This window comes from Halobacillus ihumii, from assembly GCF_902726645.1.
Taxonomy (GTDB): Bacteria; Bacillota; Bacilli; order Bacillales; family Halobacillaceae; genus Halobacillus_A; species Halobacillus_A ihumii.
This window is the reverse complement of sequence record NZ_CACVAO010000001.1, coordinates 2,176,678-2,196,189: the sequence shown is the minus strand read 5'-3', so window position 1 is coordinate 2,196,189 and position 19,512 is coordinate 2,176,678. Positions and strand designations below refer to the sequence as shown.

Sequence of the window (19,512 nt, the reverse complement as noted above, 5' to 3'; positions counted from 1 at the left end):
GACCACGATTTAATGAATAAAGTAATCTTGCTCGTGATAATGAGGATGTTGATCAAGGGTACGTTCACACGAATGGCAAATCGTTCTGATATTCATATCACCATTGCTGCTGTACGTAATCATTTCCCTGTGATCGTCCTCATTCAAACACTCTAAGCCAAGCTCGGAAACTTCGACTCGTTCACGGTCTAATTTTCCGACTTGGCGGTTGCAATGTCGGCATATATAATTAATATTCATAAATACAAACCTCCGATTCAGAAGTATTTGTATTTATTGTTACCGCTTGAGTCTTTGCTTATACGAACACCATTTTAATTTATGATTTCACATTATAGGTATTCATGACTTCGGCGAATGGCTGCTCAAACCATGTTTCACAAGCTTTGACGGATTGGTTTATTGCTTCTTGCACGTGCTCTTGCTGATCTTTATCAAATGTACCCAATACATAATCCACCACGCTCATCGGTACAGAAGGCCTTCCGACGCCCACCCGCAAACGTTTAAACCCTTTTGTACCCAACTGATCTATGATGCTTCGTATTCCATTATGACCACCATGTCCGCCCTTCTGACGAAGACGCATTCTCCCTGGCGGTAAATCCAGATCATCGTAAATGACGAGTATATCGTCCTCTTCGATCTCGAAATAGTCCATGAACAGGCGAAGGGAATCGCCAGATAAGTTCATATACGTCTGAGGCTTTAGCAAAAGAACCTTCTCACCGTTTATATGCTCAATGGTAAACAGCCCTTTAAACTTTTTTTGTTCCAGTGTCCAATCATTTCGTTTTGCTAATTCATCAACAATCATAAATCCAATATTATGGCGTGTTTTTTCATATTTCCTTCCAGGATTCCCTAGACCTACAATACACTTCATTGCAAAACTTCCTTTTCTCCTTTTTCCTATTCGTTATTATATCAAAGTCATCGTAAAAAATATGTCAAAAAACTGAAGGCATTATAAAAAAGGAGCGTACCTGATGGCTACGCCCCTTTAAGCAACTCATTCTTATTCTTTACTTTCGTCGTCCTCTGACTCATCCGCATCGCCTTTTTGGTTGATAACTTCAGGTTCTTCATCTGCGTTATCTGTGTCAGGCTCTTCCGGCATTTCTTCAGGTGGAGTAACAGAAACAATGGTTGTATTTTCATCTTCTGTAATTTCATAGTTACGAGATTCTTTCAAATCACTAACCATCACGTTGTCACCGATATTTAACTCGGAAACGTTTATGACAATCTCTTCAGGAATATCACCTGGTTTAGCACGGACTGCCAACTCATATAATGGCTGTTGAAGAACTCCGCCTTCTTTCGAGCCTGCAGCTTCACCTTCAAGGTGAATCGGTACTTCAACGTCCATTTCTTCAGACATATTCACAATGTAGAAGTCTGCATGAATCAACACATCCTTAAGTGGATCGATTTGATATTCATGAAGCATTACGTTTACTGTATTTCCACCGTCAATATCTAATGAAATGATAGCGTTTTTCCCTTCATCACGGACAGTTTTAAGTAGTTCGATACTGTTAACAGCCACAGTAACAGGCTCTTTATCTTTACCGTAAACGACACCTGGAACATCGCCCTGATAGCGCAATTCACGAGTTGTCGAGTGTTTTAAATCTTTCCTTTGATTTGCTTTAAGTGTTATAGCCAAAATAATCTACCTCCATTGAATTTACCATTCATTTAAGATGGATTCCCTTATTGGTCTTTTGTTAAACATTTTATAGCAAAAAAAATGAATTAATCAAACAAAATACTTACGGATTGACGTTCATGAACCCGGATGATAGCTTCACTGATTAAAGGAGCCACTGATAACTGAGTGATTTTCTCGCTTGCCTTATCTTCTCCAAGCGGGATCGTATTAGTGACAACGAGCTCTTTAATAGTTGAATTATCAATACGGTCAATAGCCGGCCCTGAGAGTACTGGATGGGTACAGCAAGCATAGACATCCTTCGCTCCGTTTTCAACTAATGCGTTAGCTGCAAGCGTAATGGTACCAGCCGTATCAATGATGTCATCAATCATAATCGCTGTTTTTCCTTCGATGTTTCCAACAATATTCATGACTTCGGCTACATTAGGCCGTGGACGGCGTTTATCAATAATGGCAATCGGGGCCTTAAGGCGGTCAGCCATCTTACGCGCTCGCGTTACTCCTCCATGATCCGGAGATACGATGACTACATCTTCAAAATTCTTTTCTTCGAAGTAATCGGAAAGAATCGGTACACCTACAAGATGATCAATTGGCATATCGAAGAAACCTTGAATTTGAGGAGCATGCAAATCCAGCATAATGACCCTGGAAGCCCCTGCTGTCTCAAGTAAATTAGCAACTAGCTTCGCTGTAATTGGTTCACGTGCGCGAGCTTTACGGTCTTGTCTAGCATAACCATAGTATGGCATAACTATATTAATCGTACGTGCAGAAGCACGCTTTAAAGCATCAATCATAATCAGCAGTTCCATGATATGCTGATTCACAGGTGCACACGTGGACTGAACTACATATACGTCGCAGCCACGAATACTTTCATCGATGTTGATTTGAATCTCTCCGTCACTAAACCTTGTAACCGTACACTTTCCAAGATCTGTCCCAATATTCTCAGCGATTTCTTCTGCTAGTTCAGGATTAGAATTCAGAGAGAATACCTTTAATTTTGAATCCTTGTACCCAGTTGCCATGGATAGAACCCTCCGTTACTCTTTTTTATTTGAATTAAGTTTACTTACATAGCCTTCTTTATTGGTTTGTCTTGACCTGGCAATTGACAAGGCCTCGGCCGGGACATCCTCATTAATTGTAGAACCAGCTGCTACATATGCACCTTTGCCTACAGTAACAGGTGCAATAAGGTTTGAATTACAACCTATAAAGGCGTCATCTTCAATTTTCGTCATAAACTTATGTTGTCCATCATAGTTCACTGTAATTGTACCACAACCTATATTAACTCCGCTTCCTACATCAGCGTCACCAATATAGCTTAAATGTGATACCTTACTGCCTTCAGCGAAAACAGACTTCTTAATTTCAACAAAATTACCAACTTTTACATCGTCACTGAGAGACGATTCTGGACGAATGTGGGCATACGGACCTATTTTGACACGCGCCCCAATGTGACTGTTTGTTGCAACACTTTGTTTAACAGTCGTTTCTCCGCCGATATAGCAATCCTTTACAGTTGAATGAGGACCAATTACGGCATCATCTTCAATCATTGTATTTCCTTCAATAATAGAACCTGGGTACACGATCACGTCTTGTCCCATTTTCACATCCGGGCCAATGTAGGTATGATCAGGATCCATTACTGTTACACCATTGCGCATGTGCCGTTCGTTAATGCGCTGTTTCATCAACTTCTCTGCTTGAGCTAAGGCTACACGATCATTAACACCGAGGGATTCAGAAAAGTCCGGAGTTTGATAGGCGCTTACTGTTTCATTTTTGTCCTGAAGAATCTGAATGACATCCGGCAAATAATATTCTCCTTGTGAATTATCATTAGAGACACTCTTTAAGGCTTCGAACAAAAATTCATTATCAAAACAATATGTACCTGTGTTAATTTCCTGGACAGCCTGTTCATCCTGTGAAGCATCCTTTTGTTCAACAATACGCTCCACCTGACCATTACCGCCGCGAATAACCCGTCCATATCCATGAGGGTTCTCAGCATGAGCTGTTAGTACAGTTGCCTTTGCTTGAGTAGAATCATGGTGATCCATCATCTTCTTCAATGTATCTTTCGTGAGTAACGGCGTGTCTCCGCATGCAACAACCGTTGTTCCTTGCTTTCCGGCAAGAATATGATCGGCCTGAAGGACAGCATGCCCCGTTCCCAATTGCTTCTCTTGCACGACATAATGGCTATCTTCTCCGAGTTGGTCTTGAACTTTTTCTGCACCAAAACCAACAATGGTAATTAACTCATTTAATTGTAATTCCTTTAGTTGATCAACTACATGTTGCACCATTGGCTTACCGCATACTGGGTGCAAAACTTTATAAAGCTTTGACTTCATGCGTGTACCTTGTCCGGCTGCTAACACTACCGCATACTTATTGGTCATGAGGTAACCTCCATCCTAATTATCCATTATGAATAATATCTTAAAATAGGCTTTATTTCAACAACGGCACATATGAAGTAAACTGAGCAAGCCTATCTTCATTAACCTTGACGCTTGAAGCAGTTTCTTCGAAAGGGAAGAATCTCCGCCTCTTAGATTCCCAGAAAAACAAAAAGAAGCCGGTTCTCTTTGAAACGAGACCCGGCTTCTAATAATCTTCACAAGCTTTAAGAAGCACCTGCTTCTTCATACTCTACTTCCGTATCAATTTCACCAGCTTTGTGGTATTCATTAAGTACAGCGTCTTGAATTTTCCCACGTGTACCAGAATTGATAGGATGGGCAATATCCCGAAATTCCCCGTCAGGTGTCCGTTTACTAGGCATAGCCACAAAGAGACCATTGTTGCCATCAATCACCCGTATGTCATGGACAACAAACTCCTGATCTAAGGTAATAGAAGCAATTGCTCGCATTCTTCCTTCGGTATTTACGCGTCGCAGTCTTACGTCAGTTACTTCCATTATCATTCACCACCTTTTCCCAAAAAAGAACTTACTAGAATAATTCCACATATCGGGAAAAATTCCTGCTTATTTCTAAAAAAATTTAAAGATTTAATTTTTAAGCCTGTTAAGTTCTTATGTATGAAAAAAGAAAGCCGTCACTGCAACAGGTGAGACTTTCTTCTCGAAGGATCAGTTTATTCAATTCGATTTAGTAGATTTCCAGCATGTACTTCAATTTTTGCATCACGGTCATCCACATTCATGATTTGGACCAGCGAAATGTACTCATCTACTACACGGTCCTCTTCTTCATCTTCTGCTTCAGCTAATACTCCAATGCCCGCTACTTCCGCATTGAATTCAGTCAATAAGTTCTTCATACCATTGATGGTCCCGCCAGCTTTCATGAAATCATCAATAATACATACTTTTGATCCTTCTGCCAGCGAGCGCTTTGTCAGAACCATGGTTTGAATTTTCCTTGTTGATCCCGAAACGTAGTTAATACTGACCGTAGACCCTTCAGTAACTTTAGGGTCGCGGCGTACAATAACCACTGGAACATTCAAATAAGCAGCCACGGCATAGGCCAACGGAATTCCTTTCGTTGCGACCGTCATAACCGCATCAATTTCTCTATCTGCAAAAGCCGAAGCAAACAAACGGCCAATCGTTCGGACTGTATCAGGTTCGGCCAGAATATCGCTCATAAACAAGTATCCGCCCGGAAGCAGCCTGGCTGGATCTTCAAGTCGTTCACAAAGTTCATGCACAAATTGATGGCTGTAATCCTTAGAATAAGCAGGAATATATTTCACCCCTCCTGCAGCCCCAGAAACCGTTTCCAGATAACCAATTCCTTCTTGGCGAAACATTTTATTCATAATTCCTAAGTCCTCGCTGATAGAAGATTTCGCCGCATCACATTTCTCTGATAAAAAGGGAAGAGAAACTAATTCACGAGGACGATCCAACACATAGTGCGTCATGACAACTAGTCGTTCACTTCTTTTCATGAAAAGCCACCTCTAAAATCCGAATGTTATTATTACAATATATCAGATTTGTACGGATTTCATCAAGTCATTTCCCGATTCCCTAACATTCTTACCACATAGACCTCAGTACAAAATCCCTTTAGACTATTATAGATCCGTTGAGCTCTCGCATCCTGACCTACCAAAGCAAAGACAGTAGGACCACTTCCACTCATCAGCACGGCATCAGCTCCTGCTTGCCGCATTTGTTCTTTAATTTGATTCACTTCTGGGTGTAACTTCATCGTTACTCCTTCTAAAGCATTCCCGACGTGTCCACAGATGGCATCGAAATCTTCTCGTCTCAAAGCATTTATCATTCCTACAGTGTCCGGGTGGGAGGCTGTTTTTGGGTTGAATCCTTGATAAATGGTTTGAGTGGAAACCCCAATTGTAGGCTTAGCAAGCACAACCCAGCAAGGTGGCGGGGACGGTAATTCCAGAATTTGTTCCCCACGACCTCTAGCTAAAGCTGTGCCCCCATACACGCAGAATGATACATCAGAGCCTATTTTTGCACCCAACTCAGCAAGCTCGTCTAAACTTGCCCCTATTCCCCAAATTTCATTTACACCTCTTAATACAGCAGCAGCATCACTGCTGCCGCCAGCAAGCCCGGCTGCAACCGGAATATTCTTTTCTATAAAAATCCTTACGCCTTCTTTAATTTGGTAATGATCTTTCATAAGTTTCGCAGCACGATAAGCAAGGTTCCGTTCATCATTAGGTACAAAGCGGCTTTCCGATTCAACGCGAATAATACCGCTGCTTAACGTCGACAACTCAATTCGATCTGCCAGATCTACGGTTGTCATCACCATTTCCACTTCATGAAAGCCGTCTTCCCGTTTATACAATACATCCAATGATAAATTAATTTTGGCCGGGGCCTTCTCCAAAATTTCCATATCCTACACCCACTTCTCACATATTCTCTAAAAAGCATTGTACCATATCATAACGAAAAGCGTAGAAGACGGTCATACAGGACCCCCTATAAAAAAATCCCCAGCACCTATAAGTGCTGGAGAGACAGTTTCAGCCTAAAACTGATCTTTTTTCATTTGTTCTTCTGCCATTTGAATGGCTCGCTTTACCATATTACCTGCATCGCGGGTTGTAATCCCACCCCAACCATCACTTTGCACTTTGTCGTAAAATCCAAGCTCTTTTGCGATTTCTTCTTTCAACGAATCGGACATCATACTTCTTCTGCGTCCCATCGTTTTCAGCTCCTTTCGCCTCACTCAGCTACGACAAGTTTAGTATATGATGTGCACTTTTTTTCATTCCGGCATATGTATGTAAGACTGGTAACTGTTTCTAGGGTAAAACTAAGGTTTTTTCGTAAAATAAGAAAAGCAGCAACCTCAAGAAGAGGTTACTGCTCCATAGCCATCGTCGATAGATCATCGAAGTTTAATTCGACCGTTTCTGTGAGTACATCTGCATAACTATAAGATACACGTTCGAAAGCATTTTCTTCTTGGTCTAATTCAACAATAAAAACGGCTGGGTACGTTTCCGCAAGAACACCGGAACGCTCAATCGTCTTTCGACGGCCGGCGTTTGCTTTTAATGTTAAACGTTTTCCAATTTGCCCTTCAAGGGACTGCTTGATTTCTACTAACGTTTTAGCCACTATACTCCACCTCACTATTAAAAATATAACACGGTTTACGGATAAAGTCAAATAAAATATTTAATTATACCAGTATGGTAAATTCAATGTCAATACAATAACCTGTAAAATTTGATATTGTTTATCATATCCAATTTAAGGGAAAATATGTGTTATCCGTTAATGAATGAGTAAAGAGGTGCGGAATCACCATTCAGCACCTCTTTTAAAGTCGTTCTTCAGCATCTTTAGAGTAAGGTATTCCTATTCGCAACAGGCCGCGTGTTTCTACCCCGCCCATTCCTTTCTCCCCACTGATTGTATTTCGAATGACCTCCCAAATATTGATATGGTCCACGAACGATGTGTAGGCTATACGTGCGGCAACATAAACAGGGTCAATGGCATGAATGTTTACCCTGGCCGGTGAGCTGGCAAAATTAGCCCCAGCCCTTATTAACGATTCAAAATGTGACTGACAGGCGCCCGCGAAAATAACAAGCTGGTCAAAGTGGGGATATTTTTGGCGTATATTTCGGACAGATTCAACAAAATAGCGCGAATTACGATATGATTCCAACTCACGAACTGAACCCTTTGTCTTGGAAAAGGAATCGTGACCAGTGATCACGACAATTTCTGGCTGAATCTTTTCCACTAAAGCTAAGACCTTCTCTGGCATTTCTTTTTCTTGTAAATATTGCCCGTGAACTTGTAACCCTAGCTGTTCATACAATTGAATACATTTCTTTAAAAACAATGGGTCTCCATCAATATGAAGAATGCGCGGGGGTATTTGAAAGTAACTTGGTTCCTCACTGCTGTCACCATAGCCACTCCCGGCCTCTGCCTCCCTTTTTTCTCTCAAGAGGCGATAATCCTGCCGAAACAAGCGATAAGAATAAGCCTCTTGTTTATCAATATGAGACTTACGCTTGTGATATTCGGTTCCCGATACTTTTTGTAAATCATTTAATGGGGCATCCGCTTCTAAACGAATATCTTCCCCCATTAACTTGACCAGATTTCCATTCGTTGATTTTACACGAAACAAAATATCATGATTGTAAGACTTTCTTGTCACAAGATCTCCGTTGGTTAGCATTTATTTCCCCACCTCACAGCTAGCACTACGTTAGTGTATGTGGGGAGTAAGATCGTGTGACTTTAGTTAAGGTGCCTAGCTAACAAGGCGAATTCTTCCATGGACAGAGACTCCCCACGCCGCTTAGGATCGATCCCGGCCTTTTCCAGGTGCGCCTGAATATCAGACTTATCCATTTTCCCTTTAAAATGACGGGCTAAGTTATTGATTAATGTTTTTCTCCGCTGGCCGAACGATGCCTTCACTAATTCAAAGAAAAAGTCTTCATCCTCTACATTTACAGGCGGTTCCGTTCTCATTTTCAAATGGAGGACAGACGAATCGACATTTGGCTGTGGCATAAACACGGTCTTAGGTACATTCATAGCGACCTGAGCTTCCGTATAATATTGTACCGCTATCGATAAAGATCCATAGCTTTTCGTATTAGGCACGGCTGCCATCCGATCAGCGACTTCCTTTTGGATCATCACCGTTATACTGTCGATTGGCAGACGATCCATCAACAGCTTCATTAGTATAGGGGTGGTGATATAGTAAGGAAGGTTAGCAACCACTTTTACCCCTTGCCCTGAACTGAATTGCTCTTCAATTACCTGTTTTACGTCGGCCTTTAAAATGTCTTGATTGATAATTTCAACATTATCATAAGGGGAGAGGCTTTCACCTAAGATTGGCAATAAACGCTGATCGATTTCAAACGCCACCACCTTGTCTGCATACTGAGCCAATTGCTCGGTCAAAGCTCCAATCCCCGGCCCAATTTCAATGGCGCCGGCGTTTTGATCAATTTCTGCATGTTCTATAATGTTCTTCAATATATTAACATCAATAATGAAATTTTGGCCTAAGCTCTTTTTAAAAGAAAAACCATATGTGTCGAGGATTTCCTTTGTACGTCTAGGTGTAGCTACAGCTTTACTGTTCATTCTTCTCCTCCTGGATAATCTGATTCATGGCCGTACCAAGCTGATCTTTCGTAATGTGAAACATATTAAGACGGCGTAAAAGCTGCTTGCCATTTGTCTTTCCTATGTGAAGCTGGTTCCCTAACTTCTCACGCCTTCTGCCGGCAGAGGGTCCGCCTATTAAGCCAAAAGCAATCAGGTCATCTTTCTCGATCTCACTTAGCGCAGGATCACTCAGCTCATATACTAATGATAATGCCTGTCTAATATGTTCAAGGGAAGCATGTTCAATCCCTACGCCCCGATCTTTCTTAGCTCTTGCATGATCCTTCGGGAGAAAGGCATGCTTACACCCCTTCACATGCTGATCCACAATATGTCTGATTCTCTCCCCGGGGTAGTCCGGGTCAGTGAAAATAATGACTCCTCGCTTCTCCTTAGCATGCCTAATTTGTTCAATTACATATCGATCTATAGCAGAACCATTCGTTTCAATGGTATCTGCACTAACGGCCTGACGAACCTTTGCTGTATCGTCTTTTCCTTCAACAACAATAACTTCTTTTATCCTCAAAAGCTATCTTCCTCCAGTATATGTCTCCTTATAACCTTACTTAGCATACCACGAGTACAAAACAGAAAAAAGCAGAGGAAACAACCTCTGCTTCATGACTTTATTCCAATATTTTAACCTGTACAGTTCGATGCCCAAAGCTGCCAGCTTCACTTTTTGAAGGGATAAACACATCGATCTTGTTCCCTTGAATAGCTCCGCCTGTGTCTCCTGCCACTGCATAGCCATAGCCTTCTACCCAGACGCGGCTTCCTAAAGGAATGACACTCGGGTCTACGGCAATTACTTTCTTATCAGGGTTCTCCTTCAAATTAATCCCTGTAGCAGTGATACCTGAGCATCCAGGGCAGTTCGCTGAATAAGCGGTCGCCTTCATATAAAGCGTCTTCGCCCCGCTATCGCTGCTTCTCGATGGAGTCGTTGACGTATCAGAAGATGCACTAGTTGCTACAACATTTGTTACAGCTGGCTCTTGAGAAGCCTCAGCTTTATCGGCAGAGGCTGTCACACGCTTCGGTTCCGCCTTTGGTACTTCTGCCTTTGTTCCCAGGGCAACAATTTGATCCTGACTTTCCCTTTCTACCGTCTCTTTCACTAACTTCCGATTTGTTTCTTCACCGTTCGTGATGGTGACCTCATATTCTTTCGTGACTAAACCAACTTCTCCGTCAGAAATAATACGCTCTTCCCCTTTAGGAATAGAATCATCTTTACGGGTGATTACCGTGTATTCAACTTCTTCCTCGACAACATCTTTTACTTTTTCAATCCGTGTGATTGATATAGGAATATCAGAGTGAACTTTATCCGCTTTAGATACATTTAACTGATCCAATTCATCTAACGTAACGTTCTGTTTATTTAAAAATTCGTTAACAGTAGAAGCTGTAGTCCAAATCTTTTGCTTCTCACCACCGTTATTAAACGTTACTTGAATAGCCTTCTTCACTTCAAGCTTCATTCCGTCTTTAATGGGTGAAGCCATGTCGTGTGATATGTAATCCCGATCCTTTAGTGCCAATTGCTGATCATTAAGAAATTCACCAACTGTTGCTGCAGTCGTGTGAAAACGGTTTGCTTCTTTACCAACAGCTAAGTTAATAGTTTTAGATTGGGTATATTCTATATCCATACCATATGTAATAGGTTGTGATAACTCGTGTGACAACCGATCATGAGGTTCTAATTTTACATTAAGTTCTGCCAGTAATCCTTCGATCGTATCGGCATGAGTGCGAACGAGTTGCTGCTCACCATCCGTGGTAACCTGTACCGAAGCTTTTGTGGCTTCATACATAACGAACCCTAAAAAGGTGATACTCAAGGTTGAAATTACAAATGTCCAAACCAGAGCTGAACACAGTACTGATTTAACGTTTTTCATTCTCCCCTTCCTCCTTCTTTAAACATGCGTTGACTTATAGTGAAAATGACAAAATGATGTCACAAAATACTGTTTCATAAAAAAAAGAAGTCAGCTAATAGTAGCTGACTCTTAACATTATGCACTTGTACCTAGGAAATTAACATAACAAACATGTTACAATTCCCATACATTTTCACCGTTTATTTGTAATATTAATCTAAAAGTCCTCTTTATCATGACTTAATTCGGAAGAAATCGAGGGCGTTCTTCATTGTCTGTTGACTAACCTCTTCATAAGTCAGCCCCTTTAATTCGGCAATTTGTTCCGCCACAAGCTTGACGTAAGCAGGTTCATTGCGTTTTCCCCGATTCGGATGCGGGGCAAGAAACGGGCAATCTGTTTCGACAAGTAAATGTTCAAGGTCAATAGCTTGGGCTACTTCTTTCGGCAGTTTGGCGTTCTTGAATGTAACTGGACCGCCTAAGGAGATCATAAAGTTCATCTCAATACATGCTTTGGCTATTTCAACCGGGCCGCTATAGCAATGCATAATTCCTCCAACTTCTGCCGCATTCTCTTCTCGTAAGATCTCGACAATATCTTCAGTCGCTTCCCGGTTATGGATGATAATAGGCATGTTTACCTTTTTTGCTAATTTAATTTGTTTGCGAAATACCTCTTTTTGAATATCTGCCGGAGACTTATCCCAATGATAATCAAGCCCCATCTCCCCAATAGCGACTACCTTAGGGTGAGCGGAAAGCTCTTCTATCCAGTCAAGATCTTCATCTGTCATATCAATTGCATCAACTGGATGCCAGCCCACCGCTGCATAAATATGCTTATGATCTTCGGCAATCTTAATAGCGGCAGGAATCGTTTTTCGGTCGAAGCCCACTACCGTCATGTAGGTAACTCCTGCATCTGCCGCCCTTGTAATCGTTTCTTCAAGATCCTCTGTAAATTGGTCTGCATTCAAATGCACATGTGTATCAAACAACATGATCAATGCCTCCTTTGTTACATGAAAAAGCAAAAGGGGAGCGTCACTTCCCTGCTCCCCCTTCCTTACCTGCTACTTAACTTTAGTCCCATTCTCAATGGTTTGATCGATCGAAGCTAAAGCAAGTTTCCCTTGCTCATCTTCTCCAGCTAAAATCATACCTTGCGACAATTCGCCGCGAAGCTTCACAGGCTTTAAGTTTGTAATACAAATAACCTTTCTTCCTATGAGTTCCTCTTCGCCGTAATGTTCGGCAATACCTGACACTACCTGGCGCTTCTCCCAGCCAAGGTCCAACTGCAGCTTGAGCAGCTTATCAGCTTTCTTTACCTTTTCTGCCTTTATGACTTCGGCAACACGAAAATCCAGTTTCATAAAGTCATCCATCGTTATTTCTTTAAGCTGGTCCTGCTGATCTTGCTTCTCTTCTTTCTTTTCGACCTTTTCTGGAGTTGGTTTTTTCATCATATCCTTAATAACTTGAATTTCTTCCTCTGCGTCCAACCGAGGAAAAATTGGCTCATCCTTCTGTACGGTTGTACCTTGAGGAAGTCCCTTAAACTCAGTAATGCTGTCCCACTGCTTCCACTCATCTTGAGTTATTCCTAGTTGCTTGAAAATTTTCTCTGGCGTATGTGTCAAGAATGGTTGAAGCATGACTCCAATGTGCCGTAAAGACTCAGCCAGATGGGCCATCACATTCCCTAAGCGTGCTTTCTTATTATCATCTTTAGCCAAAATCCAAGGCTGTGTTTCATCAATATATTTGTTTGTTCGGCTGACAAGTTTCCATAAGTCTGCCAAAGCAACAGAGAACTCCATATTTTCTAATGAGTGTTCAACAGATATGCGAGTTTCTTTGGCTAATTTCTCAAGATTGGCATCAAACTCGTCTTCTGAAAGTGTAAGGGTCGGGACCTCACCATTAAAATACTTACTGATCATGGCCACCGTACGGTTCAACAAGTTGCCAAGATCATTTGCTAAATCATAGTTTGTCCGTTCCACAAACGCTTCAGGCGTGAAGACCCCGTCAGAACCGAATGGCACCTCACGTAGCAAATAATAACGAAGCGCATCAAGGCCATAACGATCACTTAATTGAACAGGATCAACGACATTCCCTTTTGATTTAGACATCTTACCGTCTTTCATTAAGATCCAGCCATGAGCAAATACTTTCTTTGGCAGAGGCAGATCCAGTGCCATCAGCATAATCGGCCAATAAATAGTATGGAAACGAACAATTTCTTTTCCAACCAAATGTACATCCGCCGGCCAGAACTTCTCATACAACTCATCATCATCACTTCCAAAGCCAAGAGCTGAAATGTAGTTGCTTAATGCATCAATCCATACATAAATCACATGCTTCTCATTGCCCGGCACTTGAACGCCCCAATTAAATGTCGTTCTTGATACGGCCAAGTCCTCAAGCCCTGGTTTAATAAAGTTATTAATCATTTCATTCTTACGGCTTTCGGGCTGAATGAATGTAGGGTTGTTCTCATAAAACTCAAGAAGCTGGTCAACATATTTACTCATTCTAAAGAAATACGATTCTTCTTTTACTTTTTCAACAGGACCGCCGCAATCTGGACAGTGCCCTTCATCCAGCTGACGTTCAGTAAAGAACGACTCACATGGGGTACAATACCACCCTTCATATTCATCAAGGTAGATGTCCCCTTTCTCCATAAGATAGTCGAAGATTTTTGCTACTACGACCTTATGACGCTCCTGCGTGGTACGGATAAAATCATCATACGAAATATCCAGCTTGTCCCAAAGGTCTTTAATCCCGCTTACGATCTCATCTACATAAGCCTGGGAACTAACACCTTTCTCTTCAGCTTTACGCTGGATCTTCTGGCCATGTTCATCCGTCCCGGTTAAGTACATAACATCATAGCCTTGCAAACGCTTATATCTAGCCATAGCATCACCAGCTACCGTCGTATATGCGTGACCTATATGCAAGTTTCCGCTTGGATAATAAATTGGTGTACTAATATAAAATGTCTTTTTGTTATCAGACATCTTACTCCCTCCTCTATTTCACAGCCATATTGGCGTCTTTTCGCCACGTATAATGTGTATTGTATCATTTTTTTCGTATATTTTCTGTATTTCCATTCCTAGCCTCCAAATATACCGAATGAATTGATAAAATGTCAAAAAATAGAGAGTCTATCTATTTTTGTTGTTTCACATCTATCATGACTTTGGTAAACTGTAATTAATTCTTAATTTGGATATTAAATCCATTATTGGAATTCCTATTTCTCGTCTAGTATGTAAACAGGACGATAATCTAGGGATTTTTGGTTGTTATTTCCTCGTTATGTATGGAAATAGGACAAAATATTCAGAATTGACATGTTTGGGAATCGTTGGTATTATATACTGCGAGACATATGTCGAAATATGACGAATAACTTTTGAGTGAGGGGAGCAAAAAAATATGAAATCTACAGGTATTGTACGTAAAGTAGACGAGCTGGGTCGTGTCGTAATTCCAATTGAACTTCGCCGCACCCTTGGAATCAACGAGAAGGATGCTCTAGAAATCTACGTTGATGATGATCGTATCGTTCTTAAAAAATATAAGCCTAACATGACTTGTCACGTTACAGGGGAAGTTTCCGATGACAACATGAAACTTGCAAATGGTAACTTAGTGCTTAGCCAAGAAGGCGCACAAATGTTACTTAAAGAAATTCAAAGCCATATAAACAAATAAAACAAAGACATAAACAGACAACTGGCATGTAACAAACTTTTACTAATAAAAATGGCATATGCTCACAAAAGAAGCCCTAACTGAAACAGGCCTGACAGTTAGGGCTTTATTATTTATCTACATGGTATACTTGATAGACTTCTCGTTTTGGAAGTTTACGATCTAAAGACGTTTGCTTAATCGCTTCCTTACTCTTCATAGCTTTTTCCTCGATATAATACTCCACATGATCGTTGATTGATAAATGACTCCACCAAAATGGATCCGTCACTTCACTTTCCGTAGTACCTTCAACAACCACACAAAACTCTCCCCGTATCTCTGAATGCACAGCCCACTCCGATAATTCCTCCAACGTTCCGCGCACGTATTCTTCATAACGTTTTGTTAACTCACGGGCCAGCACAGCCCTTCGATTTCCAAACTGCTCTTGAACGTGCGCCAGCATATCCTTTAGACGGTGTGGCGATTCATAGAAAATAATAGTCGATTTCTGATTTTGCAACCTTTCTAACTCTGCTAATCGATCTTTCTTTTTCCTAGGTAAAAAACCATAATAATAAAAGCTGTCTGTCGGCAGACCAGACCCTACTAAAGCAGGCAGAGCGGCGTTGGCTCCTGGCAGGACAATGACAGGAATCTCCTCATCTAGAGCTAACCTGACTAAATCAGAGCCCGGATCAGATATACCCGGCATTCCAGCATCACTTACGATGGCGATCATTTCTCCATTGCTCAGTCGATCAATAAGTTGAGGCCCTCGCGTCATTTTATTATGTTCGTGGTAACTGATCAGGGAGGTGGAAAGCTCGAAATGGTTGAGCAGTTTCTTCGTGTTTCTTGTATCTTCTGCTGCAATCACATCCACTTTGTCTAACACAGTAACGGCCCGATAAGTCATATCATCCAAATTACCAATCGGCGTCGGCACAATATAAAGTTCGCCAGCCTGTCTATCATGTGCGAAGCTTTTTTGACTATTCATTCTGTATCCCCCCTTGATGATTGACAATCCATTCTTCCTTCTCAACCCTGGACATTTTCTTGATTTTATATTCCTTTTGCATCGCTTCCGTTTTAGAATTATAGGATTGGCAATAGACTAAGGTAAATGGCCCGCGGCCTCTGGTGTATTTGGCACCTTTGCCAGCTGTATGCTTTTCAATCCTTGCCTTTAAATCGTTTGTATAACCTGTATAGAGCGTATCATCAATACAACGAAGCATGTAGACATAATGATTATTTCCCATAAAGAATCTCCCTGAATTCCTGACTATATTCGCCATCCTCATCATGGGTATACAGGGGCGGGAGAATTTTTAAATCAGGCTTACCATCGCGCGCTGCTTCAATAAGTAAAACATTTGCTTCTTTCCCCTTTTTAGGATAAACGAGTTGAATCCGTTTCGGTTCTAGACGATACTTTCGAAAAAGAGAGATCAAATCAATCATCCTTCCGGGACGATGAACGATTGAAACCTTGCCGCCAGATTTACATAAGCGGCTGCAGGCTTTTATGACATCTTCAAGTGAACAATGAATTTCATGCCTGGCAATGGCTAAGTGCTTATTTATATTTCTTTTATCTGTTACAGGAGTAGCAAAATAAGGTGGGTTACACGTAATTTGATCAAATTTCCCATTTCCTAATAGAGCCGGCATATCCTTTAAATCACCTTGTATCATCTCAAGCTGGCTTTCAAGCTGGTTAAGCTGGATATTTCTAACGGCCATGTCGTATAAGCGTTCCTGAATTTCCACACCAGTTATTTTAACTTGCGACCTTCGGCTAAGAAATAAAGGGATGACTCCATTACCTGTACATAAGTCCAGGATTTTCCCTCTTGTAATGGGAACTGAAGTAAAGCGCGCTAATAGGACAGCATCAATCGAGAAAGCAAACACTTCTTTACTTTGAATAATTCTCATATTTTCTTCGGCTAACAGAAAGTCAATTCGTTCATCACCTTTTAACACAACCATATATGTATTCCTTTCTATTGTGAAAAGTACAATTCGTTCCTTAATTTAGCGGGGATTAATAAGTAGAAACTATGATTGGTACGTGCTACGAAAATACACTTCGCTTCCGCGGGCGGCTGGTGAGTCTCCTTGTGCTCGCGCACTGCGGGGTCCCACTTAGGCCTTCCCTCCCGCAGAAGTCTACGAATATTTTCTCCGCCGCATCAACACATCATTCGTCTTTTTCGTTAGGAAGCTCGACTTCAAAGAAGTTCGGCTAAAATCGAAACGCCCTGTCCTGTTTCAACGTCGAACGACCACACAGCCTGTGGGGCCAAAAATAGGGCCTTTCCTCGAGTGGAGCAAGGAAAGGCCTGGACCGAATTTATTTCTTCTTGTTCAAGAAAGACAGACAAAACAAACAATCTTCGTCACGTGGACTGCCAAAATGCAAATTACAAATATGAAAACCTTCTTCATACAGTCTGGCTAAATTATCATAACCTTCGCCAACAACTGTTCCTTTCGCATGATTTGAACCCCGTGACGTTTGTTCTGTTTGCTCATTTTCCTTATCCAAACGTTGCCTTAGATGATGGTTTTCAAGCGATAAGTGCTGGTTTTCTTCTAATAAGTAAGCAAGTTGGGCCTTTAAGTCACCTAATTGCTCATATAGCTCGCCAATTTGTGACTCTAAATGTGATACTTGTTCAAAAATAGCTTTTTTGTTCACGCTTGATTCCACCCCATTATTCTGTGGCTTCGGTTTGAACGACTCCTTCATCGATCAGTTCTTGCAGGGAATACTCAAGGACACGTTCCTGTTCCTTATATTCAACTTGAACGATTCGCTCCAGCATATTTAACCCTACAACCTTCCCTTTACCAAAGGAAGTAGCAACATTTCTACCTATGTCAGGAAGCTCTTTCTTAGCAGCTTCATAATCATCATTTTCGTATTTCAAACAGCACATAAGGCGGCCGCATAGACCAGAGATCTTGGCTGGATTTAACGACAAGTTTTGATCCTTGGCCATTTTAATAGATACTGGTTCAAAATCGCCTAAAAAGGTGGAGCAGCATAGCATACGTCCGCAAGGTCCGATACCGCCAAGCATTTTGGCCTCATCCCGGACACCGATTTGACGCAGTTCAATTCGTGTTTTAAATACTGAAGCCAAATCCTTTACTAACGTACGAAAATCTACTCTTCCGTCTGCTGTGAAATAGAAAATAACTTTCTTACGGTCGAACGTATATTCAACTTCTACTAAGTTCATGTCCAATTTATGTTCACGTATCTTCATCTCACATACACGGTAGGCCTCCTGGGAATTGTCATGGTTCTCGTCCACAGTCAATTTATCTTTATCGTCAGCAATTCTGATTACTTTTTTCAAAGGTAAGACAATATCTTCCTCATCGACCGATCGATTAGCAATGACAACTTTACCAAATTCAATTCCCCGGACTGTTTCGACAATGACGTAATCTTCTGTCGTCATTTTTAAATCACCGGGGTCAAAATAATAGATCTTTCCCGCTTGTTTGAATCGGACACCTACAACTTCGATCACTTGATAATCACCTCTGCAGTTGAAGTGTAAGCTGTTCCATCACTAGAGTAGGATGGACATTCTGATTTATCTTTCGTTTAGCCTCAAGAATGAACGACAAGGATTGCACAGCGGATTGACGTGACCACCTTAAAGCAGCCTGGTTCCTTTTCTCTTTCTCTTGCATAAAAACAATGGCATCTTCGCGGTCCAAATCATAATGAATTAAATCATGAAACCATAGCATTAGCACGTCTAACCCCATCTGAAGCTGTTGACGCTCCTTAAAATGAGACATCCACTGATGGTTGATAAATAAAAGTCCTTCATTTGGTTTATTTAGAAGCACTTCAATTAATTGTATCACTAATTTTCGCACATTAGCAAACCACTCATCGTCATTTAACTCCTGGGCCACAGACAAATCATTCGTAAGCTCTGCCAGCAATTTGGCATTCGACTGAGAGACCCCTTGTTCCTCCAGCTTTTCTGCGATTCTTAGTTGATTGAGAGGCTGGAAAGAAAGAAGTTGACAACGTGATCTAATCGTATCAAGCATAACCTGACTATTTTCTGTCAACAGCATCGCTGTAGTCTGTTGACTGGGCTCCTCAAGGAACTTGAGCAAACGGTTTGATGCATTGACCGTCATTTTATCTGAATCGACTATAATGTACACTTTGCGATTTGACTCTAAGCCAGTATACGTAAATTCTTTTTGTAAATTAAGTATTTGTTCCTTTTTTATAGATTGGCCATCAGGCTCTACCCAGTGAAGATCAGGGTGATTACCTGAATCAATCCGTATGCAATCCCTGCATTCAAGACATGGTTCTGCCCCATTACGCTGCTTACAAAAAATACTTTTGGCTAAAAGCACACTCATCTCACGCTTACCTGTGCCTTTGTTTCCATGGAACAAGTAAGCATGCGAGATGCGTCCTTTGTTAAAACTATTCATAAGCATTTGGCTTACTAGTGGTTGAACTTCTTTCATTTCTCCCCATGACTGCATAG

23 protein-coding genes are annotated in these 19,512 nt (G+C 41.3%); 1 reads left to right on the top strand and 22 read right to left on the bottom strand.

Annotation, left to right across the window (positions count from 1 at the left end; all coding sequences use genetic code 11):
• Positions 1-9: 9 nt before the first annotated feature.
• The 16 genes from G6R08_RS10880 to metG all read right to left on the bottom strand — a co-directional run bounded on the left by G6R08_RS10880 (position 10) and on the right by metG (position 14,274).
• Positions 10-240 (bottom strand): anti-sigma-F factor Fin, encoded by a 231-nt coding sequence (locus G6R08_RS10880; RefSeq protein WP_079524816.1) that lies wholly within the window; start codon positions 238-240, stop codon positions 10-12.
• Between the two features lie 79 nt (positions 241-319).
• Positions 320-886, bottom strand: a complete 567-nt coding sequence (gene pth, locus G6R08_RS10875; protein ID WP_163527978.1) for an aminoacyl-tRNA hydrolase — start codon at positions 884-886, stop codon at positions 320-322.
• Between the two features lie 132 nt (positions 887-1,018).
• Entirely contained in the window at positions 1,019-1,672 is a 654-nt protein-coding gene (locus G6R08_RS10870; protein ID WP_163527977.1) for a 50S ribosomal protein L25/general stress protein Ctc, read from the bottom strand.
• An 89-nt stretch (positions 1,673-1,761) separates the two neighbouring features.
• On the bottom strand, positions 1,762-2,715 hold the full coding sequence (locus G6R08_RS10865) for a ribose-phosphate diphosphokinase (RefSeq protein WP_079524819.1): 954 nt from the start codon (positions 2,713-2,715) through the stop codon (positions 1,762-1,764).
• A gap of 15 nt (positions 2,716-2,730) precedes the next feature.
• Positions 2,731-4,110: a bifunctional UDP-N-acetylglucosamine diphosphorylase/glucosamine-1-phosphate N-acetyltransferase GlmU gene (glmU, locus tag G6R08_RS10860; protein ID WP_163527976.1), complete on the bottom strand. Its 1,380-nt coding sequence runs from the start codon at positions 4,108-4,110 to the stop codon at positions 2,731-2,733.
• 227 nt (positions 4,111-4,337) lie between these two features.
• On the bottom strand, positions 4,338-4,634 hold the full coding sequence (gene spoVG, locus G6R08_RS10855) for a septation regulator SpoVG (protein ID WP_079524823.1): 297 nt from the start codon (positions 4,632-4,634) through the stop codon (positions 4,338-4,340).
• A gap of 179 nt (positions 4,635-4,813) precedes the next feature.
• On the bottom strand, positions 4,814-5,635 hold the full coding sequence (gene purR / locus G6R08_RS10850; protein WP_163527975.1) for a pur operon repressor: 822 nt from the start codon (positions 5,633-5,635) through the stop codon (positions 4,814-4,816).
• Positions 5,636-5,697: 62 nt separating this feature from the next.
• Positions 5,698-6,564 (bottom strand): 4-(cytidine 5'-diphospho)-2-C-methyl-D-erythritol kinase, encoded by an 867-nt coding sequence (gene ispE, locus G6R08_RS10845; protein ID WP_163527974.1) that lies wholly within the window; start codon positions 6,562-6,564, stop codon positions 5,698-5,700.
• Positions 6,565-6,699: 135 nt separating this feature from the next.
• Entirely contained in the window at positions 6,700-6,879 is a 180-nt protein-coding gene (locus G6R08_RS10840; protein WP_079524830.1) for a small, acid-soluble spore protein, alpha/beta type, read from the bottom strand.
• Positions 6,880-7,037: 158 nt separating this feature from the next.
• Entirely contained in the window at positions 7,038-7,298 is a 261-nt protein-coding gene (veg, locus tag G6R08_RS10835) for a biofilm formation stimulator Veg (protein ID WP_163527973.1), read from the bottom strand.
• A 205-nt stretch (positions 7,299-7,503) separates the two neighbouring features.
• On the bottom strand, positions 7,504-8,382 hold the full coding sequence (gene yabG / locus G6R08_RS10830) for a sporulation peptidase YabG (RefSeq protein WP_163527972.1): 879 nt from the start codon (positions 8,380-8,382) through the stop codon (positions 7,504-7,506).
• 62 nt (positions 8,383-8,444) lie between these two features.
• Positions 8,445-9,311, bottom strand: coding sequence for a 16S rRNA (adenine(1518)-N(6)/adenine(1519)-N(6))-dimethyltransferase RsmA (rsmA, locus tag G6R08_RS10825; protein WP_163527971.1), 867 nt, complete (start codon positions 9,309-9,311; stop codon positions 8,445-8,447).
• Positions 9,301-9,864 carry a ribonuclease M5 gene (gene rnmV / locus G6R08_RS10820; protein ID WP_163527970.1) on the bottom strand — a complete coding sequence of 188 codons (564 nt, stop codon included), beginning with the start codon at positions 9,862-9,864 and terminating at the stop codon, positions 9,301-9,303. Before rnmV ends, rsmA begins: the two co-directional genes overlap by 11 nt.
• Positions 9,865-9,964: 100 nt before the next feature.
• Positions 9,965-11,248, bottom strand: coding sequence for a G5 and 3D domain-containing protein (locus tag G6R08_RS10815; protein ID WP_163527969.1), 1,284 nt, complete (start codon positions 11,246-11,248; stop codon positions 9,965-9,967).
• Positions 11,249-11,463: 215 nt separating this feature from the next.
• On the bottom strand, positions 11,464-12,234 hold the full coding sequence (locus G6R08_RS10810; protein ID WP_163527968.1) for a TatD family hydrolase: 771 nt from the start codon (positions 12,232-12,234) through the stop codon (positions 11,464-11,466).
• 72 nt (positions 12,235-12,306) lie between these two features.
• A complete protein-coding gene (metG, locus tag G6R08_RS10805) occupies positions 12,307-14,274 on the bottom strand; it encodes a methionine--tRNA ligase (RefSeq protein ID WP_163527967.1) in 1,968 nt (655 codons plus the stop codon).
• Positions 14,275-14,698: 424 nt separating this feature from the next.
• Between metG and G6R08_RS10800 the strand changes: the two genes are divergently transcribed.
• A complete protein-coding gene (locus tag G6R08_RS10800) occupies positions 14,699-14,977 on the top strand; it encodes an AbrB/MazE/SpoVT family DNA-binding domain-containing protein (protein ID WP_079524845.1) in 279 nt (92 codons plus the stop codon).
• A 109-nt stretch (positions 14,978-15,086) separates the two neighbouring features.
• On the opposite strand, the gene rsmI is transcribed toward G6R08_RS10800, so the two are convergent.
• The 6 genes from rsmI to holB form a co-directional block, all read right to left on the bottom strand.
• Positions 15,087-15,962, bottom strand: coding sequence for a 16S rRNA (cytidine(1402)-2'-O)-methyltransferase (rsmI, locus tag G6R08_RS10795; protein WP_163527966.1), 876 nt, complete (start codon positions 15,960-15,962; stop codon positions 15,087-15,089).
• Positions 15,955-16,227: a GIY-YIG nuclease family protein gene (locus tag G6R08_RS10790; protein ID WP_163527965.1), complete on the bottom strand. Its 273-nt coding sequence runs from the start codon at positions 16,225-16,227 to the stop codon at positions 15,955-15,957. The genes rsmI and G6R08_RS10790 overlap by 8 nt, the downstream gene beginning before the upstream one ends.
• Complete coding sequence (locus G6R08_RS10785) at positions 16,217-16,960, bottom strand: tRNA1(Val) (adenine(37)-N6)-methyltransferase (protein ID WP_163527964.1); 744 nt, start codon at positions 16,958-16,960, stop codon at positions 16,217-16,219. The genes G6R08_RS10790 and G6R08_RS10785 overlap by 11 nt, the downstream gene beginning before the upstream one ends.
• Before the next feature lie 364 nt (positions 16,961-17,324).
• The gene (gene yabA, locus G6R08_RS10780; RefSeq protein WP_079524852.1) at positions 17,325-17,723 is read right to left on the bottom strand and encodes a DNA replication initiation control protein YabA; all 399 of its coding nucleotides are present in this window, start codon (positions 17,721-17,723) and stop codon (positions 17,325-17,327) included.
• The gene (locus G6R08_RS10775) at positions 17,689-18,516 is read right to left on the bottom strand and encodes a PSP1 domain-containing protein (RefSeq protein WP_079524853.1); all 828 of its coding nucleotides are present in this window, start codon (positions 18,514-18,516) and stop codon (positions 17,689-17,691) included. Before G6R08_RS10775 ends, yabA begins: the two co-directional genes overlap by 35 nt.
• 7 nt (positions 18,517-18,523) lie before the next feature.
• Complete coding sequence (holB, locus tag G6R08_RS10770) at positions 18,524-19,510, bottom strand: DNA polymerase III subunit delta' (protein ID WP_163527963.1); 987 nt, start codon at positions 19,508-19,510, stop codon at positions 18,524-18,526.
• Positions 19,511-19,512: the final 2 nt, after the last annotated feature.